This is a genomic window from Stenotrophomonas sp. STEN038, from assembly GCF_056759895.1.
On the sequence record NZ_JBRRDW010000022.1, the window covers coordinates 12,891 to 36,686 of the forward strand.

At 64.9% G+C, this 23,796-nt stretch carries 25 protein-coding genes; 18 read left to right on the forward strand and 7 right to left on the reverse strand.

All coding sequences use genetic code 11. The features are described 5' to 3' along the window. Window positions 1-131: 131 nt before the first annotated feature. The 3 genes from ACVOLS_RS10750 to ACVOLS_RS10760 all read right to left on the reverse strand — a co-directional run bounded on the left by ACVOLS_RS10750 (window position 132) and on the right by ACVOLS_RS10760 (window position 1,969). Window positions 132-542 (reverse strand): organic hydroperoxide resistance protein, encoded by a 411-nt coding sequence (locus ACVOLS_RS10750; RefSeq protein WP_481510615.1) that lies wholly within the window; start codon window positions 540-542, stop codon window positions 132-134. Between the two features lie 109 nt (window positions 543-651). Then, window positions 652-1,329, reverse strand: a complete 678-nt coding sequence (locus ACVOLS_RS10755) for a type 1 glutamine amidotransferase domain-containing protein (protein WP_481545607.1) — start codon at window positions 1,327-1,329, stop codon at window positions 652-654. Window positions 1,330-1,339: 10 nt separating this feature from the next. Next, window positions 1,340-1,969 carry a TetR/AcrR family transcriptional regulator gene (locus ACVOLS_RS10760; RefSeq protein WP_481545608.1) on the reverse strand — a complete coding sequence of 210 codons (630 nt, stop codon included), beginning with the start codon at window positions 1,967-1,969 and terminating at the stop codon, window positions 1,340-1,342. 629 nt (window positions 1,970-2,598) lie between these two features. On the opposite strand from ACVOLS_RS10760, the gene aroQ reads away from it, so the two are divergent. The 4 genes from aroQ to accC are packed head-to-tail and all read left to right on the forward strand — an operon-like array spanning window position 2,599 to window position 5,379. Next, window positions 2,599-3,045, forward strand: a complete 447-nt coding sequence (gene aroQ / locus ACVOLS_RS10765; RefSeq protein WP_293707546.1) for a type II 3-dehydroquinate dehydratase — start codon at window positions 2,599-2,601, stop codon at window positions 3,043-3,045. Then, window positions 3,042-3,470, forward strand: coding sequence for a lysozyme inhibitor LprI family protein (locus tag ACVOLS_RS10770; protein ID WP_481545609.1), 429 nt, complete (start codon window positions 3,042-3,044; stop codon window positions 3,468-3,470). The genes aroQ and ACVOLS_RS10770 overlap by 4 nt, the downstream gene beginning before the upstream one ends. A 54-nt stretch (window positions 3,471-3,524) precedes the next feature. Further along, a complete protein-coding gene (gene accB, locus ACVOLS_RS10775; protein WP_282272816.1) occupies window positions 3,525-4,001 on the forward strand; it encodes an acetyl-CoA carboxylase biotin carboxyl carrier protein in 477 nt (158 codons plus the stop codon). 10 nt (window positions 4,002-4,011) lie between these two features. After that, the gene (gene accC, locus ACVOLS_RS10780) at window positions 4,012-5,379 is read left to right on the forward strand and encodes an acetyl-CoA carboxylase biotin carboxylase subunit (RefSeq protein ID WP_481545610.1); all 1,368 of its coding nucleotides are present in this window, start codon (window positions 4,012-4,014) and stop codon (window positions 5,377-5,379) included. Window positions 5,380-5,574: 195 nt separating this feature from the next. Here the strand turns inward: accC and ACVOLS_RS10785 are convergent, their stop codons facing one another. After that, window positions 5,575-5,934 (reverse strand): hypothetical protein, encoded by a 360-nt coding sequence (locus ACVOLS_RS10785; RefSeq protein WP_481545611.1) that lies wholly within the window; start codon window positions 5,932-5,934, stop codon window positions 5,575-5,577. After that, on the reverse strand, window positions 5,931-6,881 hold the full coding sequence (locus ACVOLS_RS10790) for a hypothetical protein (protein WP_481545612.1): 951 nt from the start codon (window positions 6,879-6,881) through the stop codon (window positions 5,931-5,933). Before ACVOLS_RS10790 ends, ACVOLS_RS10785 begins: the two co-directional genes overlap by 4 nt. A gap of 147 nt (window positions 6,882-7,028) precedes the next feature. Between ACVOLS_RS10790 and prmA the strand changes: the two genes are divergently transcribed. The 7 genes from prmA (at window position 7,029) to purD (ending at window position 13,644) form a co-directional block, all read left to right on the forward strand. Then, on the forward strand, window positions 7,029-7,943 hold the full coding sequence (prmA, locus tag ACVOLS_RS10795) for a 50S ribosomal protein L11 methyltransferase (RefSeq protein ID WP_481545613.1): 915 nt from the start codon (window positions 7,029-7,031) through the stop codon (window positions 7,941-7,943). Between the two features lie 29 nt (window positions 7,944-7,972). Continuing rightward, window positions 7,973-8,857 carry a DUF3426 domain-containing protein gene (locus ACVOLS_RS10800; protein ID WP_481545614.1) on the forward strand — a complete coding sequence of 295 codons (885 nt, stop codon included), beginning with the start codon at window positions 7,973-7,975 and terminating at the stop codon, window positions 8,855-8,857. A gap of 98 nt (window positions 8,858-8,955) precedes the next feature. Then, window positions 8,956-9,228, forward strand: coding sequence for a DNA-binding transcriptional regulator Fis (fis, locus tag ACVOLS_RS10805; protein WP_057626401.1), 273 nt, complete (start codon window positions 8,956-8,958; stop codon window positions 9,226-9,228). Window positions 9,229-9,492: 264 nt separating this feature from the next. Then, window positions 9,493-11,076 (forward strand): bifunctional phosphoribosylaminoimidazolecarboxamide formyltransferase/IMP cyclohydrolase, encoded by a 1,584-nt coding sequence (gene purH, locus ACVOLS_RS10810; RefSeq protein ID WP_481545615.1) that lies wholly within the window; start codon window positions 9,493-9,495, stop codon window positions 11,074-11,076. A gap of 22 nt (window positions 11,077-11,098) precedes the next feature. Next, window positions 11,099-11,926 carry a hypothetical protein gene (locus ACVOLS_RS10815; RefSeq protein ID WP_481545616.1) on the forward strand — a complete coding sequence of 276 codons (828 nt, stop codon included), beginning with the start codon at window positions 11,099-11,101 and terminating at the stop codon, window positions 11,924-11,926. Then, on the forward strand, window positions 11,926-12,336 hold the full coding sequence (locus ACVOLS_RS10820) for a hypothetical protein (RefSeq protein WP_481545617.1): 411 nt from the start codon (window positions 11,926-11,928) through the stop codon (window positions 12,334-12,336). Before ACVOLS_RS10815 ends, ACVOLS_RS10820 begins: the two co-directional genes overlap by 1 nt. 21 nt (window positions 12,337-12,357) lie before the next feature. After that, entirely contained in the window at window positions 12,358-13,644 is a 1,287-nt protein-coding gene (purD, locus tag ACVOLS_RS10825) for a phosphoribosylamine--glycine ligase (RefSeq protein WP_481545618.1), read from the forward strand. A gap of 180 nt (window positions 13,645-13,824) precedes the next feature. On the opposite strand, the gene ACVOLS_RS10830 is transcribed toward purD, so the two are convergent. Then, window positions 13,825-14,820: an aldo/keto reductase gene (locus ACVOLS_RS10830; RefSeq protein WP_481545619.1), complete on the reverse strand. Its 996-nt coding sequence runs from the start codon at window positions 14,818-14,820 to the stop codon at window positions 13,825-13,827. A gap of 82 nt (window positions 14,821-14,902) precedes the next feature. Between ACVOLS_RS10830 and ACVOLS_RS10835 the strand changes: the two genes are divergently transcribed. Then, complete coding sequence (locus tag ACVOLS_RS10835; protein WP_481545620.1) at window positions 14,903-15,820, forward strand: LysR family transcriptional regulator; 918 nt, start codon at window positions 14,903-14,905, stop codon at window positions 15,818-15,820. Window positions 15,821-15,911: 91 nt separating this feature from the next. After that, complete coding sequence (gene yccS / locus ACVOLS_RS10840; protein ID WP_481545621.1) at window positions 15,912-18,080, forward strand: YccS family putative transporter; 2,169 nt, start codon at window positions 15,912-15,914, stop codon at window positions 18,078-18,080. Between the two features lie 345 nt (window positions 18,081-18,425). On the opposite strand, the gene ACVOLS_RS10845 is transcribed toward yccS, so the two are convergent. Further along, window positions 18,426-19,637, reverse strand: a complete 1,212-nt coding sequence (locus tag ACVOLS_RS10845) for an MFS transporter (protein WP_481545622.1) — start codon at window positions 19,635-19,637, stop codon at window positions 18,426-18,428. Window positions 19,638-19,734: 97 nt separating this feature from the next. Between ACVOLS_RS10845 and ACVOLS_RS10850 the strand changes: the two genes are divergently transcribed. The 5 genes from ACVOLS_RS10850 (at window position 19,735) to ACVOLS_RS10870 (ending at window position 23,768) form a co-directional block, all read left to right on the forward strand. Next, a complete protein-coding gene (locus ACVOLS_RS10850) occupies window positions 19,735-20,607 on the forward strand; it encodes a LysR family transcriptional regulator (protein ID WP_481545623.1) in 873 nt (290 codons plus the stop codon). Between the two features lie 83 nt (window positions 20,608-20,690). Next, a complete protein-coding gene (locus tag ACVOLS_RS10855) occupies window positions 20,691-22,580 on the forward strand; it encodes an MFS transporter (RefSeq protein WP_481545624.1) in 1,890 nt (629 codons plus the stop codon). A gap of 97 nt (window positions 22,581-22,677) precedes the next feature. Then, on the forward strand, window positions 22,678-23,010 hold the full coding sequence (locus tag ACVOLS_RS10860; RefSeq protein ID WP_481529679.1) for a hypothetical protein: 333 nt from the start codon (window positions 22,678-22,680) through the stop codon (window positions 23,008-23,010). Window positions 23,011-23,038: 28 nt separating this feature from the next. After that, complete coding sequence (locus ACVOLS_RS10865) at window positions 23,039-23,347, forward strand: CD225/dispanin family protein (protein WP_481512352.1); 309 nt, start codon at window positions 23,039-23,041, stop codon at window positions 23,345-23,347. Between the two features lie 10 nt (window positions 23,348-23,357). After that, window positions 23,358-23,768, forward strand: a complete 411-nt coding sequence (locus ACVOLS_RS10870) for a DUF2752 domain-containing protein (RefSeq protein ID WP_481545651.1) — start codon at window positions 23,358-23,360, stop codon at window positions 23,766-23,768. Window positions 23,769-23,796 lie beyond the last annotated feature (28 nt).

Here is a 23,796-nt window from a genome sequence, read left to right on the forward strand (position 1 = left end):
GTAAGCCGCGAAGCACGCACATCTTCAGATGGCAGGGGCGCCATTCGCTTAAGCAGCGTCGGCTTCGCGGCTCACGCCGCTCCTACAAGTGCTTTTCAGCGCCATGCACTGACCTAGCATTGATTCGTGAATCAGGCGGCGGTTACGTGCAGGCGAACATCAACGTTGCCGCGCGTGGCGTTGGAGTACGGGCAGATCTTGTGCGCGGCTTCGACCAGGCGCTGGGCATCGGCTTGTTCCAAGCCCTTCACTTCTACGTGCAGGTCGATGTCCAGTGCGTAGCCGCCTTCAGCGGTCTGGCCGATGCCGACTTCCACCGAGGTGGCGGTGCCTGCCGGCTGCAACTGCAGCTGCTTGGCGGCGACCGGCAAGGCGTTGTCGAAGCAGGCGGCGTAGCCGAGGGCGAACAGTTGTTCGGGGTTTGCGCCCGCCTTGCCGGAACCCGGCAGGGCCAGATCCAGGGCGAGGCTGCCGTCGTCCAGTGCGGTGCGGCCGGCGCGGCCGCCGGTGGCAGTGGCGCGGGTTTTGTAGAAGATCTTCATTGGTGATTCCTTGTATGGGTGCGTTGGGTGCGTCGGTGGGACGCGCATTCGGGGTCATTGATTGATCGCTTGTTTCCCGGGTGCGCTTCGCCTACCCGGGCTACGGGGCTCAGGCCAGTTGTGCGAGCAGCGCCTTGGCCACGGCTTCGGAACTGGCCGGGTTCTGGCCGGTGACGAGGTGGCCGTCGCTGAGCACGTAGGGCGCCCAATCCGGGCCCTTGCTGTAGTCGCCGCCGAGGCGGGCGAACTCGTCTTCGATCAGGAAGGGCACCACCGCGCTCAGGCCGACGGCGTCTTCTTCGCTGTTGGAGAAACCGGTGACCTTGCGGCCAGCCACCAGCGGCTTGCCGTCGGCAGCGCGTGCGGCGATCAGTGCGCCGGGGGCATGGCAGACCAGGCCGAGCGGCTTGTTGGCGCGGTCGAAGGTTTCGATCAGAGCAATGGAGTCGCCATCGCGGGCCAGGTCCCACAGCGGGCCGTGGCCACCGGGATAGAACACCGCGTCGAACTTGCTGGCGTCGATCTGCTTCAGCGGCAGCGTGGTGGCCAGCTGCTGCTGCGCGTCACGGTCGCTGCGAAAACGGTCGGTGGCGGGAGTCTGGGCATCGGGCTCATCGCTGCGCGGGTCCAGCGGCGGTTGCCCGCCGGCCGGCGATGCCAGGGTAATGGTGGCGCCGGCATCCTTGAACACGTAGTACGGGGCGGCGAATTCCTCCAGCCAGAAGCCGGTCTTGTGCCCGGTGTCGCCGAGCTGGTCGTGCGAGGTCAGTACGAACAGAACATTCATGGCAGTGCCTTCAATGGGTGGGGGTGGAAATTGCGACGGCGTTGCCGCACAACAGCAGGTGTTCGGTGGCTTCGCGTGCCTGTTGCAGTGGCAGGCGGTCCTGGCTGAGCTTGGACAGCAGGGCCGCGCCCAACCACATCTGGTACAGCACGCGGGCGACATCCAGTGCGGGCTTGCCGCTCGGCAGCGAGCCGTCGGCGCGGCCTTCTTCGACCAATGCGGCGATACGTTGCAGCAGACGCTGCACGCCTTGGTCGAGCACGCGGCGCATGTCCTCGGAAAGGTCGGACACTTCGGCGGCCAGCTTCACCACCAGGCACTCTTCGGCCCAGCCCTGCGCCGGATCGGCCGGGTCACGCGCCCAGGCATCCCAGTAGCGCATCAGCCGTTCGCGGCCGTTGCCGGGTTCGGCGAGCAGTTGTTCGAGTTTGCAGCCGTAGCCGTCTACGTACTGTTGCAGCAGCTCGCAGCCGAACACTTCCTTTGACGCGAAGTAGTGATAGAACGAGCCCTTGGGCACGGCGCAGGCCTTGAGGATTTCCTGCAGGCCGAGGGCGGCAAAGCCCTTCTGCAGGACCAGCCGATAACCGGTGTCCAGGATGTGCTGGCGGGTGGCTTGGGCTTTTGGAGAGAGGTTCATGGGGTGGAGCTTACTCCGAATAGACCGGTCGTCTATTAACCAACGATTACTGGCAGACGGTGGACAGTCGCCGAGCACAGATCGGACACGGGGCCCTTGCCGCCCTTCTCCCGCTTGCGGGGTTAAGAACAGGCGTTTACGGGCCGTAGGCACGTGACTGTTCGTACGCCCCGCGTGCTACGCGGGGCTGGGGCGCGGAGCGAGGTGCCCCGGAGGGGCGGATGAGGGGAGCTTTGGCATTGGCTTTGGCTTTGGCTTTGGCTTCATCGCGCTTAAAGCCGGGCGCCGATGGTTTACCCGCAGATCAAAGATGACTACTTCGCTCTGCCCTCACCCCAACCCCTCTCCCGCGAGCGGGAGAGAGGCTCTGGTCGCCGTGGGTCTTGGGGAAGGCCCAACTTCGCTCATTTCCCCGCAAGTTCTGCGCATCGCGCACGCGGGCTACTCTTGGCCAGGCTGCTGCAGGCGTACCGAAGGCCTACCAAGACAGAACTGAAACACCGCACCGCAGGCGGTCCCAGTAAAGCCCAAAATTCAAACAAACGATTAAAACACTGCTAATTTCGCCGAACTGGACAGCATTCCCCGCTTCCCTCACACTGCCGCCCTTCCCCGCCGACCCTTGGCACATGGCAAAACTGCTGGTCCTTCACGGCCCCAACCTCAACCTGCTGGGCACCCGCGAGCCCGACGTCTACGGCCACACCACGTTGGCCCAGATCGACGCTGCGCTGGCCGCACAGGCGCAGGCACAGGGGCACCAGAGCGAGCACCTGCAGTCCAACGCCGAGCATGTGCTGGTGGACCGGGTGCAGGCTGCGCGTGCCGATGGAACCGCTTTCATCCTGATCAACCCCGCCGCCTTCACCCATACCTCGGTGGCCCTGCGCGATGCGCTGGCCGGGGTGGCGATTCCGTTCATCGAGATCCACCTGTCCAACCCGCATGCGCGTGAGCCGTTCCGCCAGCACAGCTATCTGAGCGACAAGGCGGTGGGCGTGATCTGTGGCTTTGGCGCCGACAGCTACCGCTATGCGATGGACGCCGCACTGGCGCGCGTGGGAGCGGCTGCGTGAACACGCTGCCACGCTTGCTGACGGGTATGGCCATGGCGTGCCTGCCGCTGGCAGCTGCCCATGCGCAGAACCTGGATCGCGCCGCCGAAGGCATCGACTGCGCGAACGTCACCAGCACGATGGAAAGCGACCTGTGCGCGTCTGACCGTGCCGCTGACGCCGACACGGTCTTGAACACCACCTACAAGCTGGCACGCCGCCAGCTGCAGCAGCAGGCCGCTGATGGCAGCTGCACGCACTGCGCCGCTGCCGAGCAGCAGTTGATCGAGGCACAGCGCGCCTGGATCCAGCTGCGCGACAAGGACTGCGACGCGGTCTACGCGTTCCACGCTGATGGCACCTCGCGCAATGGCGCGAAGATGCATTGCCTCACCACCCACGCGCAGGACCGTACCCGGCAGCTGCGCGATTTCTACGAACTTTGACCCGGGCGCACCGCGCCTTCTCCTTACTGACTTACTGCAACCAAAGAGGCCCTCATGGATCTGCGCAAAATCAAGAAGCTCATCGACCTGCTGGAAGAGTCGAACCTGGCTGAAATCGAGATCAAGGAAGGCGAAGAATCCGTCCGCCTGTCGCGCAACCCGGTCGGTGGTTTCGTCGCCGCGCCGGCACCGGTCTATGCAGCCGCCCCGGCTGCTGCCGCCCCGGCCATGCCGATGAGCGGTCCGACCGAAGCCTCCACCGGCGGCACCGCCAAGCCGGGCAATGCCCTGCCGGAAGGCCACGTGCAGCGCGCGCCGATGGTCGGCACCTTCTACGCGTCGTCCTCGCCGGACAAGCCGGCCTTCGTCAGCGTTGGCCAGACCGTCAAGGCCGGTGAAACCCTGGCCATCATCGAAGCGATGAAGATGTTCAACCCGATCGAGGCCGAAGTGTCCGGCACCGTGGTGGCCATCCTCGGCGAGAACGGCAGCCCGGTTGAATTCGACCAGCCGCTGTTCGTGATTGCCTGAGGCGCCGGCCATGCTGGATAAAGTCGTCATCGCCAACCGGGGTGAAATCGCGCTGCGCATCCTGCGCGCGTGCCACACCCTCGGCATCCGCACGGTCGCGGTGCATTCCACCGTTGACCGCAATCTCAAGCACGTGGCCATGGCCGACGAGTCGGTCTGCATTGGTCCGGCACCGTCGTCGGAGAGCTACCTCAACATCCCGGCGCTGATCGCCGCGGCCGAGGTCACCGACGCCCAGGCCATCCACCCGGGCTACGGCTTCCTGTCCGAGAACGCCGACTTCGCCGAGCGCGTGGAGCAGTCCGGTTTCATCTTCATCGGCCCGCGTGCGGAAACCATCCGCCTGATGGGCGACAAGGTGGAAGCCATCCGCGCGATGAAGGCCGCCGGCGTGCCGTGCGTGCCCGGTTCGGGCGGCCCGCTGGGCGAAGACATCGTCGCCAACACCAAGATCGCCCGCGAGATCGGTTACCCGGTCATCATCAAGGCCTCCGGTGGCGGTGGCGGCCGCGGCATGCGCGTTGTGCACGCCGAGGGCGCGTTGAAGGCCTCCATCGAGACCACCAAGTCCGAAGCCAAGGCGGCGTTCGGCAATGGTGAGGTCTACATGGAGAAGTACCTGGAAAATCCGCGTCACGTGGAAATCCAGGTGCTGGCCGACGGCCAAGGCAACGCCATCCACCTGGGTGAGCGCGACTGCTCGATGCAGCGTCGTCACCAGAAGGTAGTGGAAGAAGCACCGGCACCGGGCATCACCTCCGAACTGCGCGAGCAGATCGGCAAGGTCTGCGTGGAAGCCTGCATCCGCATCGGTTACCGCGGCGCCGGCACCTTCGAGTTCCTGTTCGAAGACGGCAAGTTCTACTTCATCGAAATGAACACCCGCGTGCAGGTGGAGCATCCGGTGACCGAGATGGTGACCGGTATCGACTTGGTTGCCGAACAGCTGCGCATCGCCTCCGGCCAGAAGCTGACCATCAAGCAGAGCGACGTGGTGCTGCACGGCCATGCGATCGAATGCCGCATCAACGCCGAGGACGCGGAAACCTTCATTCCCAGCCCCGGCCTGATCACCGGCTTCTATCCGCCGGGTGGCCCGGGTGTGCGCGTTGATACGCACATCTACGCCGGCTACAAGGTGCCGCCGAACTACGACTCGATGATCGGCAAGCTGATCGTGCACGGTCCGGACCGCGAAACAGCCATTGCCCGCATGCGGGTGGCGCTGAGCGAGATGGTGGTGGACGGCATCAAGACCAACGTCGCGTTGCAGCAGCGCATCATGCGCGACCAGGGCTTCCAGGCCGGTGGGCAGAACATCCACTACCTGGAAAAGCGCCTGGCCGAGCGCAAGACCCGCTCGATCGCGTTGACCTGATCGGCGGCAGCACCGGTAGTGCCGAGCCATGCTCGGCAGAGGCTTTACCGGTAATGCTCCAGCCCTCACCCCAACCCCGCTCCCGTACACGGGAGAGGGGCTCGCAGTGCCGAGCATCGCTCGGCACTACAGAAACAAACAGGCACAAAAAAGGCGGGGATTCCCGCCTTTTTTGTGCCTGCTGGAAACGCCGGCTTACTCGGCGTCCACCGCGCTGCCTTTGAGCGGCTCGGTGCCCAGCGGCGAACTCGGATCAACCACCGTCACCGTTTCCACCGAACCATCGGGCCATACGATCTGGAAGCTGCTGCCGGGCTGCAAGGTATTGAACGGCATGCCACTCTGCGCGCGGTACACCGCTGCGGCCTGGGTAGCGCCAGCACGACGCAGGTCCGCGTCGGATTTGACGCTGGTCAATTTGATCTTGGACAGCGCTCGGTAACGATCTTCATAGGTATCGATCAGCACCACGCCGACCGCGCCCGCCGAGTAGGCCACGAACAAAACAACCCAGACCCAGAACTTTGCACCGTGTATGAAACGTCGGTAGTTCATCGCACACCTCGCTGCGCTTTGCGCAAGCTGCTGACCATCTCGTTCATTTTTTCCACACCCTGCCGCGGTACCGCAGCGTCGTAAACGAATGAATGAAAATCCTGTTGCGGATCGCGCGAACAGATCCCGCCATTGGCGCAATAGGCCACCATCAAGGCGCTGTTGGGCCCGCAGGCCAAACCGAGCTGACAGGCAGCCAGCTGCCAGGCCAGCTGGCTGAACTGGGTGCCGGCAACCATGCCCCTGTAGGCATCGTCACCAGCGGCTGCAGTTCCCATTGCGCCGGAGATCGCCAGGAAAGCCTCCGGGTCCTGCGAGGACTGCACCCGCTCCACCAGCTCCCGCCGGTATTTGGGGTCCTCGCTCAGGGGTTCACCCATCGACAACAGGGCTGCCTCGGCCGCCAGATTGCCGGCCTTGGCCGAAGCCAACCGTTGCTGCAGCAGACGTCCGCGGCCCAATCCATCTGCAGCGGTAAAACCCGCGCAGCCTTGGCGCACCTTGCCGCGTGCAGCCAGCATCGCGGAAATGGCATCCAGGTCCATGCGTTGCAATGCGGCGCTGTCCAGCGCGTAGCCCGACGGGTCCATTGCGAACACGCCGCAGTAATCGTAAATGCGGCTGGCCATCCAGCCGGCCTCGGCATTGCCCGCGTCCGCAGCAGCCTGCAGCTGCCGGGCATAGGCAAACAGATCGCTGCCGTTCTCAAAGGCAGCGCGCAGGTCCAGCGGCAAGCCCGCCGCAACCGCAGTGGACTGCTCAGGCTCAGGCGCCACTACAGCCAGCAACGGCGTGCCCAGCTCGGCAGGGCTGGCATTGCCTGCCGCAGCTACCTCCGCCGTATCGCCATGCAGCAGGTTGCCACTGCGAACGCCAAGCGCAGCCATCAGCACCGCCGCAGGCAGCACCAACAGATACCAGGGTTTTCTGGCCAGCAAGGAGAGCATGGGAAGGCGTCAGCCGGTTACACGGTTATAGGTCGGGGATTCTATCAATACCCACGGTCAGACCGGCTGAACCAGCCAGCTGAACGCGCAATTGGTGCCCGCCTCGTCTAGGATGCGTGCCCTGTCCCGCCGTTGCCGTACGCCGCCATGCCCTTCCTTGAATTGACCCTGCGCTGCACCGAAGCCACCCAGCCCCGTTACGAGAATGCCCTCGACGACGTCGGCGCACTGGCAGTGACCATGCTCGACGCCGATGCGGACACCAGCAACGAGCGCGCGATCCTGGAGCCGGGCGTTGGCGAAACCCCGCTGTGGAACGAGCTGACCCTGAGCGCGCTGTTCCCGGCCGATACCAATGCGCTGGCCCTGCTGGCGGCGCTGGAGTCCTTCGACCCGGGCCTGGAATGGACCACCGCCAGCTTCCGCGCCGTCCAGGATGAAGACTGGGAACGCGCCTGGCTGGACCAGTTCCAGCCGATGCAGTTCGGTCAGCGCACCTGGATCGTGCCGTGGAACCATGAGCTGCCGGAAGCCGCGCAGGCGGCAGATGCCGCCATCGTGCGCCTGGATCCGGGCCTGGCCTTCGGCTCGGGCACCCACCCGACCACCGCGCTGTGCCTGCGCTGGCTGGACCAGCTCTCGGCCGAGGGCAAGCTGGCCGGCAACACCGTGCTCGATTTCGGTTGCGGCTCCGGCATCCTCGCACTGGCCGCGCTGAAGCTGGGTGCCGCCAATGCCGTGGGCGTGGACAACGACCCGCAGGCGCTGATCGCCACCCACGACAACGGCGAGCGCAACGGCGTGCATATCGCCGCCTACCTGCCGGAAGACGAGCCGGTTGCTACCTATCCGGTGGTGGTCGCCAACATCCTGGCCTCGGCACTGGACGCGCTGGCCGAGCTGTTGGCCGCACGCGTCGCGGCCGGTGGGCAGATTGCCCTGTCCGGCATCCTGCACGGCCAGGAAGACGAGCTGCTGGAACGCTACGCCGCCTGGTTCGACCAGCTTGAAGCCACCCAGGATGGCGATTGGATGCGCATCACCGGCGTGCGCCGTGCTTGAATGGGGACAGTGCCTCAGCCAGCCCTGCCATGACTGACGAAACCGCGCCGACCCAGCCTTCCCTGGCCACCTTCCTGCAAGGTCCGGCCAAGCCGAGTTCGCCCAAGCCAGGCACGCCGGAAGGCGCGCCTGCTGCAGCGACGAGCGATGACACACAGGCGACGCTGGCGCTTGATCTGCCTTTGCCGGCGGATCACGCCGAAGTGGTGCAGGCCGACGTCGAGCGGGCTGAAGTTGAACCGGCTGCAGCCGAGCACGTGGTAGCCGAGCACGCGGAAGTACCGCAGCTGGAAGCGGCGCAACCCGAGCTGGTCCTGCCGGAAGCTGCCGTCATCAGTGGCAACGCTGGCAGCGAGGACACGGAGCCGACGGAAGACGGCGCATCGCCGGCTGTCCTTGCGCCCAGCTTCGCGCGTGCGAACCGCGCGCATGCGGCACCGCCTGCCGATACCCCGCGCTGGCAATGGGGACTGGTGCTGGCACTGGCGCTGCTGCTTGGCCTGCAGATCATTCTGGCCGACCGCGCCACGTTGGCCGCCGATGCCGGCACCCGGCCGCTGGTCAGCGGCCTGTGCAGCGTGCTGCGCTGCTCATTGCCGCCGTGGCATGAGCCCAGCGCGTTCAGCATGCTCAGCCGCGATATCCGTCCGGTCCCCGGGCAGGCAGGTGCGCTGCAGGTGCAGACCAGCTTCCGTAACGATGCCCGCTGGGCACAGGCCTGGCCGGCGCTGCGCCTGTCGCTGTCCGATGCCGACGGTCGGGTGATCGGCCGGCGTACCCTGCAGCCGGCCGAATACCTGGGTCCAGGCGCTGATCCACTGGCGCGATTGGAGCCTGGGCAGAGTGCGCAGGTGTCGTTCCGGCTGCGCGAACCGGCCGCCGCCACCGTCGCCTTCAGCTTCGAATTTCAGTAAACGCGGGACAATGCGTGGCAGGCCGACGGCCCACGCGCTAGACTCCCTCCCCCATGCCGGGCCAACGCGCCCGACCTTGCTGAACCCGGGAACTCTCCTTGAACGCTGCCCCCACCCGTCCTGACACCAGTCGTGGCGCTCCGAAGCCGCCGCTTCGCGAACACGTTGCCCAGTCCGTGCGGCGCTACCTGCGCGATCTGGACGGCTGCGACGCCGACGATGTGTACGAGATCGTGTTGCGCGAGATGGAAATCCCGTTGTTCGTGGAAGTGCTGAACCACTGCGAAGGCAACCAGAGCCGCGCGGCGGCATTGCTGGGCATTCACCGCGCGACCCTGCGCAAGAAGTTGAAGGAATACGGGCTGGCGTAAGCCTCGGGCTGTCTGTAGTGCCGAGCCATGCTCGGCAGAAGCGTTACCGGTAGTCCCCGCCGTCGTACATTGCTGGGAAGGCCCCTTGCCGAGCATGGCTCGGCACTACATTGCATTGCTGGGAAAGCCCCTGCCGAGCATGGCTTGGCACTACATGTGCATTGCTTGAAAGGCCTCTGCCGAGCATGGCTCGGCACTACACCCTGCTTCTGTGTGACCGCGCGGCTACAATATGGGCCCGCTTCCGCTTCCCCCTGCCTCCCCATGTCTTCTGATCTGCTGCCCGTACGCCGGGCTCTGCTGTCCGTTTCCGACAAGACCGGCCTGATCGATCTGGCCCGTGCCCTGGCTGCCCGCAACGTCGAGCTGCTGTCCACCGGCGGCACCGCCAAGGCGATCCGCGAGGCCGGCCTGCCGGTCAAGGACGTGTCCGATGTCACCGGCTTCCCGGAAATGATGGACGGCCGGGTCAAGACCCTGCACCCGATGGTGCACGGCGGCCTGCTCGGCCGTGCCGGCACCGATGACGCGGTGATGGCAGAGCATGGCATCGCCGCGATCGACCTGCTGGTGCTGAATCTGTACCCGTTCGAATCGGTCACCGCCAAGGCCGACTGCACGCTCGCCGACGCGGTGGAGAACATCGACATCGGCGGCCCGGCAATGCTGCGCAGCGCTGCCAAGAACTTCGCCCGCGTCGCCGTGGCGACCAGCCCGGACCAGTACGACGCATTGTTGGCCGAACTGGCCAACAACGACGGCAAGCTGTCCGCCGCCAAGCGCTTCGAACTGTCGGTGTCCGCGTTCAACCGCGTTGCCCAGTACGACGCTGCGATCAGCAACTATCTGTCGGCCGTGACTGACACCAGCGCCTCGGTGCCGGTGCGCAATGAATATCCGGCACAGATGAATTCCTCTTTCATCAAGGTCATGGACCTGCGTTACGGCGAGAACCCGCACCAGAGCGGCGTGTTCTACCGCGACCTGTATCCGGTGCCGGGCACCCTGGCCACCTTCGTGCAGCTGCAGGGCAAGGAACTGAGCTACAACAACCTGGCCGATGCCGATGCCGCATGGGAATGCGTGCGTCAGTTCGAGGTGCCGGCCTGCGTCATCGTCAAGCACGCCAATCCGTGCGGTGTAGCCGTGGCAGCCGATGTCGGCGCCGCCTACGAGATGGCCTACAACACCGACCCGACCAGTGCGTTCGGCGGCATCCTCGCCTTCAACCGCACGCTGGACCTGGCCACCGCCAAAGCCATCCTCGACCGCCAGTTTGTCGAAGTGCTGATTGCACCGGACTACGAGCCGGCCGCACTGGATTACGCCACCAAGAAAGCCAACGTGCGCGTGCTGCGCATTCCGGCCGGTGATGCGCGCAACAACTATGACACCAAGCGTATTGGTTCGGGCCTGCTGATCCAGAGCGCCGACAACCGCGGCATGAGCGCTGACGAATTGAAGACCGTCACCCAGCGCGCGCCGACCGCAGCCGAAACGCGCGATCTGCTGTTCGCCTGGCGCGTGGCCAAGTACGTCAAGTCCAACGCGATTGTCTACGCCAAGGACGAACGCACGATCGGCGTGGGCGCTGGCCAGATGAGCCGCGTCTACTCGGCCCGCATCGCCGGCATCAAGGCGGCGGATGCAGGCCTGGTCGTGCCGGGTTCGGTGATGGCATCGGATGCGTTCTTCCCGTTCCGTGATGGCCTGGATGCAGCAGCCGAGGCCGGCATCACCGCGGTGATCCAACCGGGCGGTTCGATGCGTGACAACGAAGTAATCGCCGCTGCCGACGAACATGGCATCGCCATGGTGTTCACCGGCGTGCGCCACTTCCGTCACTGATTCCGTTACCGAGAGCTGGCACATGGCGACCAGGGTTTTCCCGCGTTTGATTTCCCTGCTCGCCGCCGCCCTGCTGGCTTCGTGCCAGCAGGGTACGCCCGCACAGAACGACGCTGCTGCAGCGAAACCCAAGCTCAGCTACGAGGCTGGGGTAATGGCGTTACTGCAGGAACGCTATGGCAGCGCCGTGCAGTTGCAGGGGCAATGGACGCAGCAACTGAGTGATGCCGATCTGGGTCAGGCACGTCCAGTGCATCGCGAAATCTGCGCCGACCAGAGCATCAACGTGCAGAACGGCAACTACCGCATGCTGGCGATCTGCACCAGCTACGACGACGCCAGCCCGATTGAACTGGGCAGCACCGATTTCATCGTCCTGCAGCGTGCCGCCGATGACGGCGTCCGCATCGCCGCCGAACTGCCCGGCCAGGGCAGCGGCACCGGCGGCAAGCCGGGCAGCGTCACCACGCTGCAGATGGGCGCAAACGTCTGGGGCTTCCAGGTCGACGATGAACTGGTGGTGGTTGGCGCGGCAATGCGCAATCGCGCCTGGTACCTGTTCGACGGCAACGACAAGCTATCCAGCGCAGGCTGGCTGCGCAGCCATCTGGATGATCGCAATGCCATTGACTGCAATGCCTCCGGCAACTGCTCGCACGGGCGCCTGGACCTGAATTTCGACGCGGTACCCGACAACAGCCAGCCACAGCTCGCCAACTGGCCGCTGCGCGTGCAGGAGAAAGGTCGGGGCTGTGCCGGCACGGTGAACAAGAGCCACAGCATCGCCTACGACAGTGCCCAATCGCGCTACCTGATCCCTTCCACCATGCAGTTGGAGGCTTGCACCTGATGCGTAACGCCCTTCTCGCAGTCACCGCCGGCCTGTGTGCCGTCCTGCTCGCCGGCTGTGGCAACAGCACGCTGAGCGATGCCCAGCACGCCGCACTCGCCACGTTCGACAAGCAACTGCCGGCGCCTTACCGCGATGGATTGATCACTGCCTCGGCGCATCGCCATGGCGACGATATCGTGTTCGTGGTGAGCTTTCCTGGCGCCAGCGTGGCCATGGCCAAGGCCAAGCCCGACGTGTTCGACGCATTGCGCCGTGACGAGGACGAAGCCATCACCGAGCTGTGCAGGGAACCGGCACTGCAGCCGGTCTATGCCGCTGGCGGCGGCGTGCGCCGGCGCTTCGTGGATGCCAGTGGCGCGACGTTCTTCGAAGTCACGCTGAAAGCCTCCCATTGCCTTCCCCATTGATGCCCCACAGGAACTGACCCCATGAAAATCCTCGTCATCGGCTCTGGCGGCCGCGAACACGCACTTGCCTGGAAGCTGGCGCAATCACCGCGCGTAAGCGAAGTGATCGTCGCCCCCGGCAATGCTGGCAGCGCCACCGAAGGCAAGTGCCGCAATGTCGCGATCAAGGTCAACGACATCGAAGGCCTGCTGAAGCTGGCACAGGACGAGGCCGTGGGCCTGACCGTGGTTGGCCCGGAAGTACCGCTGGTGCTGGGCGTGGTCGACCGCTTCCGTGAGGCAGGCCTGCGCATCTTCGGCCCGACCGCCGCGGCCGCGCAGCTGGAAGGCAGCAAGGCCTTCGCCAAGGATTTCCTGGCCCGTCACGGCATTCCTACCGCGTACTACGCCGTGCATACGGAAGTGGATGCCGCGCTGGCCTACCTGCATGAGAAGGGCGCGCCCATCGTGATCAAGGCCGACGGGCTTGCCGCCGGCAAGGGCGTGATCGTGGCGATGACGATGGAAGAAGCCGAGGCCGCCGTGCATGACATGCTCAGCGGCAATGCGTTTGGCGATGCCGGCGCACGCGTGGTGATCGAGGAATTCCTCGAAGGCGAAGAAGCCAGCTTCATCTCGATGGTCGATGGCCGCATCGCATTGCCGATGGCCACCAGCCAGGACCACAAGCGCGTTGGTGATGGCGATACCGGCCCGAACACCGGCGGCATGGGCGCTTACTCGCCGGCACCGGTGGTAACGCCGGAAGTGCATGCCCGTGTGATGCGCGAAGTAGTAGAACCGACCGTGGCCGGCATGATCGCCGATGGTGTGCCGTTCACCGGCTTCCTGTATGCCGGCTTGATGATCGATGCCGCTGGCGCGCCGAAGGTGATCGAATTCAACGTGCGCTTCGGCGACCCTGAAACCCAGCCGGTGATGCTGCGCCTGCGGTCAGACCTGGTGGATCTGGTCGAAGCGGCCATTGATGGCGCGCTGGCAGGTGTGGAAGCGCAGTGGGACCCGCGTCCGTCATTGGGTGTTGTGCTGGCTGCCAAGCCCTATCCGGAGAACCCGATCACCGGTGATGTGATCAGCGGTTTGAGTGATGTACCGGCCAGTGCCAAGGTATTCCATGCGGGTACCACACTGGATGCTGACGGCAATGTGGTCAGCGCCGGCGGCCGTGTGTTGTGTGTTGCCGCGCTGGGAGACAGCGTTGGTGATGCGCAAAAGCATGCGTATGCAGGTGTAGCCAAGATCCACTGGGCGAACGAGTTCCACCGCAACGACATCGGCTGGCGCGCGATCGCACGCGAGCAGCAGTAAGCGAGACGCAAACGGTAGTGCCGAGCCATGCTCGGCAGGGGCTTCACCGGCAATGCCGCAGAAGCTACCCCTCCCCAGCCCTCCCCTGCACTGCGTGCAAGGGAGGGAGCCGAAACGTAGTGCCGAGCCATGCTCGGCAGGGACCTTATCGGGAAAGCCTCAGCCGAGCAGGGCTCGGCTCTACCGATGCACGCTGCCGATGCTCGCCGCCGGGTAACGCAGCCCCGCCGCCGCATCCACCGGGAACACCGCGTCAATCCGTGCCAGGTCCTCGGCACCCAGCACCACATCCAGCGCACCCAGGTTCTCTTCCAGATACGGCAAACGCTTGGTCCCGGGAATCGGCACCAGGTCATCGCCCTGCGCCAACACCCAGGCCAGCGCCAATTGCCCCGGCGTCACACCCTTGTCGGCGGCAATCGCATTGACCTGCTCCACCAAGGCCAGGTTGCGATCGAAGTTCTCGCCCTGGAAGCGCGGCGAATTGCGCCGGTAGTCACCTTCCTCGAAATCGGCCGGGCTGCGGATCGCACCGGTCAGGAAACCACGACCCAACGGCGAGTACGGCACGAAGCCAATGCCCAGTTCACGCACGGTAGCCAATACATCGTTCTGCTCCGGCTCGCGCGACCACAAGGAATACTCGGTCTGCAGCGCGGTGATCGGATGCACCGCATGCGCGCGGCGGATCGTCTCCGGTGCCGCTTCGGACAGGCCCAGGTAACGCACCTTGCCCTGCTCCACCAAACGCGACATCGCACCCACGGTGTCCTCGATCGGCACCTGCGGATCAACACGGTGCTGGTAGTACAGATCAATATGATCCACACCCAGACGCTGCAGGCTGGCCTCGCAGGCCGACTGCACATATTCCGGGCGGCCATCGACACCGCGCGCCTGCGGATCATTGGCATCCAGCCGCACACCGAACTTGGTAGCCAGGAACACCTGCGCGCGACGGTCGGCAATCGCCTTGCCAACCAGCACCTCGTTGGTATGCGGGCCGTACATGTCAGCGGTATCCAACAGCGTCACGCCACGCTCCAGCGCGCGATGGATCACCGCAATCGAGGCGGCGTCATCACCACGGCCGCCATAGAACGCGCTCATGCCCATGCAGCCCAGGCCAAGCGCGGAAACGACGGGACCATTGCGGCCCAGAACTCGAGTTTTCATCGGCAACTCCAACGGGGAAAGGACGAAGGCAACTGTAGGCCCTCGCCACTATGTCGATAAAGGCGGATACTCCGTATTGACCATGAAGCCTGACTTCACAGTAGACCCAAGCCTGTTGCCAGCCCTGGCGGCCTTCGCCTGTGTCGCAAGGCATGCCAGCTTCCGCCAGGCAGCTGTCGAACTGGCGGTATCGCCGTCGGCCTTGTCGCAGACCATCCGCAACCTGGAGCGCCGGCTCGGCACCCGTCTGCTGCAGCGGACCACGCGTAGGGTTGGCCTGACCGAGGCCGGCCAGCGCCTGTTGCTGGACACCGCCCCGGCGCTGGCCCGGATCGGCGAGGCCCTGCATGCGGTGGAGGCCAACCGCGATGTCGCCACCGGCCAGCTGCGCATCACCGCGCCACGTTTCGCCATCGAGTACCTGTTGCTGCCACACCTGCCCGCCTTCCACGCCGCCTATCCGCAGGTGGAAGTGGAACTGTCGATGCAGGCAGCGCTGGTCGATGTGGTCGGCGAGGGCTTCGATGCCGGCATCCGCCTGGGCGAAGCGCTGGCCGACGGCATGATCGCGGTGCCGTTGGGGCCGCCAATGCGTTGGACGGTGGTCGCCGCGCCGGACTATCTGCAACGGCATGGCACGCCGCAGACGCCTGAAGCGCTGATCGGCCATGCCTGCATCCGTCACCGCAACAGCAATGGCCGGGTGATGCCCTGGGAGTTCAGCCGTGAGGGCCGCGACTTCACCCTCGACGTCAGCGGGCCACTGCTGCTCAACGACAGCACCCTGGCCTTGCAGGCAGCGCGCGACGGGCTTGGCCTGCTGCAGATATTCGAAGCCATCGCCCGCACCGACATCGACGCTGGTCGCGTGCAAGGACTGCTGGATGACTGGCAACCGCCCTATGCCGGCTTCCATCTTTATTACCCCTCGCGCGAACAGTTGGCACCCAAGCTGCGCGTGTTCCTCGATTTCATGCGGGCGGCCAACGCTGCAGCTTGATTCCCGCGTACTTGCAGACGGATCGCGCTTGCCTGCATCGCGGCGGCACCGCAAGCTGACAGCCTGATCACAGCGAGTACCCGCTCCCGGCATGCGCCGTCTCGACCGCCACCTGGGCCAACTCTGGGCCCACGAAAAAGCCAGCTACGGCTTGCGCGTGTTCATCGCGCTCACTGCCGCCATCGCCTATGGCTGGTATGACGGCCATATCGAAGCCATCCCCGGCCTGTTCCTGGGCATCATCGCCAGCGCCATCGCCGAGACCGATGACAACTGGTGGGGCCGCACAAAATCCGTGTTGTTGTCGCTGCTGTGCTTTGCCGCTGCGGCGGCGGCGGTCATCGCACTGTTCGCCTACCCCGTTCCCTTCATCAGTGCATTGGCGCTGACTGCCTTCGGTCTGACCCTGCTCGGCGCGCTGGGCGAGCGCTACGCCTCCATCGGCCAGGCCACGGTGACGCTGGCGATCTACGCGATGATCGCGATGGACCAGCACCACAACGCCAGCCAGCAACAGGCACTGCGCGAGGTGATCCCGCTGTTGGTTGGCGCCAGCTGGTACGGGCTGCTGTCGATCCTGTGGACGGCGATGTTCGCCAACCGCCCGGTACGCGAACGTCTGGCGCGGCTGTTCCATGAACTCGGCCAGTACCTGCAGCTCAAGGCCGACCTGTTCGAACCGGTAAGGCAAGGCGATCTGGAAGCGCGCCGGCTGGCCTTGGCCGAGCAGAACGTGCGCGTGGTGCAGGCGCTGAACATCGCCAAGACCGCCATCCTCAGCCGCTTTGGCCGCTCCGGTCGCCCCGGCGTGCAGTCGGGCCTGTACTTCCGCCTGTATTACATGGCGCAGGACTTCCACGAGCGCGCCAGCTCCTCGCACTACCCGTATGAAGCGCTGGCCGACGCTTTCTTCCACAGCGACGTGCTGTACCGCTGCCGGCGCCTGTTGTCGCTGCAGGGCAGGGCCTGCCAGTCGCTGGGGGAGGCCATCCGCCTGCGCCAGCCCTTCGACTATGGCGAGCGCGCCCGCGTCGCCGGCCAGGACCTGCAGTCCTCGTTGCAATACCTGCGCGAGCAGCGCAATCCGCAGTGGACGCGCCTGCTTGGCTCGCTGCAGCTGCTGGCCGCCAACCTGACCAACATCGAGCGGCAGCTGTCCGAGGCGGCATTGGCCGATACCCCACTGGAAGGCATCGATACGCGCCTGCGTGATTCCTCGCCACACACCCTGCGCGAAATGGGCACGCGCCTGCGCCAGGCACTGACCCCGGGCTCGCTGCTGTTCCGCCATGGCGTGCGCATCGCCTTGGCGCTGATCGCCGGTTACGCGTTGCTGAAACTGGTGCACCCGGACAATGGCTACTGGATCCTGCTGACCATCGTCTTCGTCTGCCGGCCAAACTTCGGCGCAACCCGCTTGCGGTTGGTGCAACGCATCGCCGGCACCCTGCTCGGTCTGGGCGTGACCTGGGCCTTGATGCAGTTGTTCCCCGGCACCGGCCTGCAACTGCTGTTGGCGCTGGCGGCAGCACTGCTGTTCTTCTTTACCCGTACCGACCGTTACCTGTTGGCGACAGCGGCAATCACGGTGATGGCACTGCTGTGCTTCAACCTGATCGGCAACGGCTTCGTGCTGATCTGGCCGCGGTTCCTCGACACCTTGATCGGCTGCATCATCGCCGCCATCGCCTCGCTGCTGATCCTGCCCGACTGGGAAGGGCGGCGCCTGCACAAGGTGATGGCGCAGGTGGTCGCGACCAGCACCGCCTATCTGGATGAAGTGCTGGGCCAATACCGCAGCGGCATGCGCGACGATCTGCCCTACCGCATCGCGCGCCGCGACATGCACAACGCCGACGTCGCACTGTCGGTGGCCCTGGCCAACATGCTGCGCGAGCCGGGCTATGCACGCGGCAATCTGGATGCGGGTTTTCGTTTTCTTGGGCTCTCCAACACCTTGCTCGGTTATCTGTCGGCGCTGGGCGCACATCGCGCGCAAGCGGATGCAGTCAACGAGGATGCCCTGGTTGCCGGTGGGCATCGGCAGCTGCAGCAGTCCCTGGCTGCATTGTCTGAAGCCTTGAGCAGGCGCCAGCCGGCGGAAGCGCAGGAAGACGAGATAGCACTGGCCGATGCGCTGGAACAGATGCCGGACGAGATCGATGAAAAGTCGCGGCTGGTGCGTACCCAGCTGGCCTTGATGTTGCGGCTGTTGCCGAAGCTGAGGGCGGCAGCGGAAGAGGCGATGTTGCCGGCGTAGTGGCTGTGGCTGTGGCTGTTGCTGTTGCTTTAGCTTTAGCTTTGGCTGTGGCTGTGGCTGTGGCTGTGGCTGTGGCTGTGGCTTTGGCTGCTGCTATTCGCTGTCCCTTCTCCCGCCTGCGGGGGAAGGTGCCCGGAGGGCGGATGGGGGGAGGCTTTGGCTTTGGCTTTGGCTTTGGCTTTGGCTTTGGCTTTGGCTTTGGCGTCAGTCCTCAACCACCAATCTACAGCCCAGTGCGCAGACGATCCGTCAACGGAATGGTTGCCAGCTTCGCGGCTTACGCCGCTCCTACAAAAGCCTGGCATGCACACCCTTCGGCGACGGTCGCGTTATCGGCTTCGCGGCTTATGCCGCTCCCACATTCTTTGCGGCTTGCTTGCGGGCTGGCATGAAATACACCAACAGGCCAATCACCGCGAACATGCCGCCCAGCGCGCAGACGCCGTTCCAGCCATGGCGCGTCCACGCCATCGTACTCAGCACCGAACCACTGGCACCGCCGATGAAGTAGCAGGTCATGTAAGCCGAGGTGATGCGGCTGCGGGCGCTTTCATCCAGCTGGTAGATCACGCTCTGGTTGTTGATGTGCACTGCCTGCACGGCGATATCCAGCAACAGCACGCCCACGATCAGCGCCGCCAGCGACACCGGCGCGAACGCCAGCAACAACCACGACAGCAACATCATCAGCAGGCCGCCAAGCGCCACCGCGCGGCCATGACCGCGATCGGTCAGCCTGCCGGCGCTGCTGGCAGCCAATGCGCCGGCCGCACCAATCAAACCAAACAAACCGATGGTGGCAATCGAGTAACCATAAGCCGGGCCCGACAACAGGAAGGCCAGCGGCGTCCAGAACACGCTGAAACCGGCAAACAATAAGCCGCCCAGCACGGAACGCTGACGCAGCAGCGGCTCATCGCGCAGCAAGGCCAGCACCGAACCGATCAGACGCGGATAAGAGAGCGTTGCACTGGGCTGATGCGCCGGCAGCAGCCGCGCCAGCACCACCGCCAGTACTACCAAGGCAACGCAGGCCACCCAGTAGATCGTATGCCAGGAACCCAGCCCGGCCAGTACGCCGGAGGCGGTGCGCGCCAACAGGATGCCCAGCAGCAGGCCGGCCATGATGGTGCCGACCACCCGCCCGCGATGTTCGGGCTCGGCCAGCCCTGCCGCATGCGCCACGATCACCTGCGCCGCCACCGCACTGAGGCCGGACAGCGCCGTGCCCGCCAGCAACTGCACGAAGTGGGTGGCGGTGGCGCTGATCGCCAGACCTACCGCTGCCAGTACGAACAGGGCGACGATCAGGCGGCGGCGCTCCACCCGGTCGCCCAGCGGCACGATCAGCAGCAGGCCGGCGGCATAGGCCAGCTGCGCCACCGTCACCACCCAGCCCGCCTCATCGGCGCCGATCCGGAAGGCCTCGGCCAGAATCTGCAGCAATGGCTGTGCGTAATAGTTGCCTGCCACGATCAGGCCAGTGGCCGCGGCCAGCAGCAGGACCTGGGCTTGGCTTAGCGGACGGTGGTGGGATGGGGACGCGGGGGTATTCATGGGGGAGGCCACGGCGGGAACAGGGGCAAGTCTGGGCCGCCGCCATCAATGACGCCAATGTATTGTTTTCATCCCATCCATCTGTTTCAGTGATGGCATGTTTACCCTGCGCCAGCTCGAATTCGCCGTCGCCGTGGCCGAGGAAGGCGGCTTCACCGCTGCAGCGGCCCGCTGCCACACCGTGCAGTCGGCGCTGAGCCACCAGATCGCGCGGCTGGAGGATGCCTTCGCCACCCGCCTGTTCGAGCGCAGCCACCGGCGGGTACGGCCCACCGCTGCCGGCGAGGTGTTCCTGCACAACGCCCGGCTGACCCTGCAGGCGGCCGCACGCCTGCAGGAGGAAATGGCGCTGACCCTTGGCACAGTGCGTGGCCGCATCAACATCGGCCAGATCACCTCGCTCAATGTGGTTGATGTGCCGGCACTGCTGTCGGCGTTCCGGGCCGCCCACCCTGCCGTCGAGGTACACCTGAAGGCCGGGATGAGCGATGTGCTGCTGGCCGAGCTGGAGCAAGGCAGCCTGGACGTGGCGCTGGTCGGGGTTGGCCCACAGATCAGCCTGCCGCCGCAGCACCGCCTGTTGCACGAGGAAGGCCTGTCACTGGTGATGCCCATCGATCATCCCTTGGCCAGTCTCGCGGCAATCCCGCTGCAGGCGCTGCAAGGCCTGCCCCTGGCTGCCCTGGTACCCGGCGCCGGGGTGCGACGCATGCTCGACGACGCCCTGCGCGAACGCGGCATCCAGGCGCAGCTGCAATACGAGGTCACCCACAGCGAGCTGCAGCAGCAGTTGGTCGCCGCCGGCCTGGCGGTGGCGGTGGTGCCGGACAGCATGGCCGCACGCATGCAGCGCACGGTCGTACGGCCACTGGCAGAGCTGTTCCGTTTCCGCACCTGCGCGGTATGGCGTGCCGATCCGACCCCAGCGGCCCGTGCGCTGCTGGGCCTGTTACCCGCCAGCGACGCTTGAGATACATCTGCAATGCAACGCCCGGCTTGACCAATACCACCATGCCGTTCTGCTAATGTGCCGCGCAGCACCGAGGAGTCACGATGTCCGGCCACAACCAGTTCGCCCTGCTCAAGCAGCGCCGTTTCCTCCCGTTCTTCATCGTCCAGGCGCTGGGTGCGTTCAACGACAACATCTATCGCCAGGCGATCATCGGCCTGCTGTTCTACCTGGGCGTCAGCAGCGAAGAACGCACGCTGTACACCAACCTGGCACCGGCGCTGTTCATCCTGCCCTACTTCCTGTTCTCGGCACTCGCCGGGCAGATCGCCGAGAAGCTGGAAAAGCAGAAGCTCATCGTCATCACCACCACCATGGAGATCGTGGTGATGTCGCTGGCCGCAGTCGGCTTCCTTACCCAGAACATGCCGGTGCTGCTGGTGGCGCTGTTCTGCACCGGCCTGCAATCGACCTTGTTCGGCCCGGTCAAATACTCGGTGTTGCCGTCCATCCTCAAGCCTGAGGAACTGACCGGCGGCAATGGTCTGGTAGAAATGGGCACTTCCATTTCCATCCTCACCGGCATGATTGCTGGCGGCATGATCTTCGCGCTGGCCGGTGCCCATGGCCCCATCGTTGCTGCCGTGGCCATCATCGCACTTGCCCTGATCGGCAACATCACCGCGCGCATGATTCCGCGCGTGGATGCCGGCGCACCCGAACTGAAGATCAACTGGAACCCGATCAGCGAATCGCTGGTGGTGCTACGCCTGGCCAAAAAGCAGAAGGCGGTACGCAACGCCATCCTCGGTGTGTCCTGGTTCTGGTTCTTCGGCACCGTGCTGACCTCGCAGTTGCCGACCTATGCGGTGGTGAACCTGGGCGGCGACGAGGTGCTGTACATCTTCGCGCTGGCGCTGTTCTCGCTGGGCACCGGCGTCGGCTCGCTGCTGTGCGAAAAGCTGTCCGGGCGCATCGTCGAGATCGGCCTGGTGCCGCTGGGCGCCTTCGGCATGAGCGCGTTCCTGCTGGATCTGTATTTCGCGCGCACCGGCGCGGTGACAGTGGCAGGCCTGGATGTTGCCGGCTTCGTCCAGCAAGCCGGCAGCTGGCGCATCATCATCGACCTGCTCGGTATCGGCCTGTTCACCGGCTTCTTCGTGGTGCCGCTGTTCGCGCTGATCCAGAGCCGCACACCGAAATCGGAGATGTCGCGCGTGTTCGCTGCGCTCAACATCCAGAATTCCGGCTTCATCGTGCTCGCAGCGGTGCTGGGCCTGATCACCCAGAGCGTGCTCAAGTGGAGCATCCCGCAGCTGTTCCTGGCGCTGGCCATCGCAAATATCGTTGTCGCGGTCTACATCTTCAGCATCGTGCCCGAGTTCCTGATGCGCTTCCTCAGCTGGGTGATGGTGCGCACCCTGTACCGGCTGCGGGTCAAGGGCGTTGAAGACAATGTGCCGGACGAAGGTGCCGCGCTGATCGTCTGCAACCACGTCAGTTACATGGATGCGCTGATCCTGTCAGCGGTGATCCCGCGCCCTGCACGCTTCGTCATGTATTACCGGATCTTCAACGTGCCGGTGATGCGCTGGATCTTCAAGACCGCCAAGGCCATCCCGATCGCCAGCCCCAAGGAAGACGCTGCGTTGATGCAGCGCGCCTTCGACGAGGTGGATGCGGCGCTGGCCGAAGGCGAACTGGTCTGCATCTTCCCCGAGGGTGCCTTGACCAAGGACGGCGAGATTGCCGCCTTCAAGTCCGGGGTGGAGAAGATCCTGGCCCGGCGCGCGGTGCCGGTGGTGCCGATGGCGCTGAAGGGCATGTGGTCCAGCATGTGGAGCCGCCGCGATTCCCGGCTCGGGCAGATGCGGGTGCCGCGCCGCTTCCGTGCGCATATCGAGGTGGTCGCCGGGCCGCCGGTGGATGGAGCCCATACCGATGCCCCGCAGCTCGAGATCCTGGTCCGCAAGTTGCGTGGTGATGAGGCCTGAGTAGGGGAAACCACTTTCCAGAAATAGGACAAGTGGCTAGGCTAGCCCCCTATGTGCCTGCCGGGGACCGCAGCACAGCCAAGGAGCAAGGGGATATATGGACAACGCCACGCCATCACTGCCAGCCGTACCACCTGCGCCGCCAACCGCGCCGCAGCAGGTGCACCACTACTATCACCCGCAGAAATCCGGCGGAATAGCAGCGTTGCTGGAAGTGCTGCCGGGGTTTTTCCAGGTTTTCGGCATTGGCCACCTGTATGCGGGCAATGTCGCCACCGGGCTGATCATCATGTTCGGCTACTGGGCAATTGCCTTCGTCAACTTCCTGCTGTGCTTTGTCTTCATCGGCTTCATCACGTGGCCCCTGTGCTGGATCGCCACAATGATCATCTCGCCGCTGACTGCGGCGAATGCCTGCAAGTCCAAGTAACCCCCCTGTTGTCCTATCGGAGAAATGGATGAACGCCGTCAACACCAACACCAGCATTCCCAACCACCTGGCGTGGTCAATCATCGCCACTGTTCTGGCTACCTGCCTGTGCTGCCCACTGGGCCTGGTAGGCATCGTTGCGATCGTGTTCTCCAGCAAGGTCAACACGCTGTTGAACCAGGGTGACCTGGAAGGCGCCCGTCGCGCTTCCAACAACGCCAAGACCTGGTGCTGGGTTGCTACCGGCATGGCCATCCTCGGCCTGCTGATCAACATCGGCTACTTCGCCATGGTCGGCAGTGCCGGTTACATGGAAATGCTGCAGCAGTACCAGTAATACCTTGGCGCTGACGCTTAAAACCAGCCACAAGCTTGCACTGGCCGGGATGGCTGTCGCCGTCCCGGCGGGTGCGTGGTTGTTGTGGAAGTTCGATCCGAATGCTGCAGGCAACCCGTTCCCGCCCTGCATGTTCTACGCCTTCACCGGTCACTATTGCATCGGCTGTGGCTTGACCCGCGCACTGCATGCATTGGCCCACGGCGATTTGGCCCGGGCCTTCTCTATGAATCCGCTCGGCCTCATCACGCTGGCGTTGATTCCGCTGATGACCCTGTGGTCAGCCGGCTGGCAGCCGCGTTGGTTGCATCCGCTGATGCGAGTAGTCATGGAGCCCAAGCTCTGGCTGTTCCTGCTGCCTTCGTATTGGCTCGCGCGCAACCTGCCATGGTTCCCCTTTACCCTGCTCGCGCCAACCTGAAAGCCCGAGCGGCCACCGGGTATCGCTA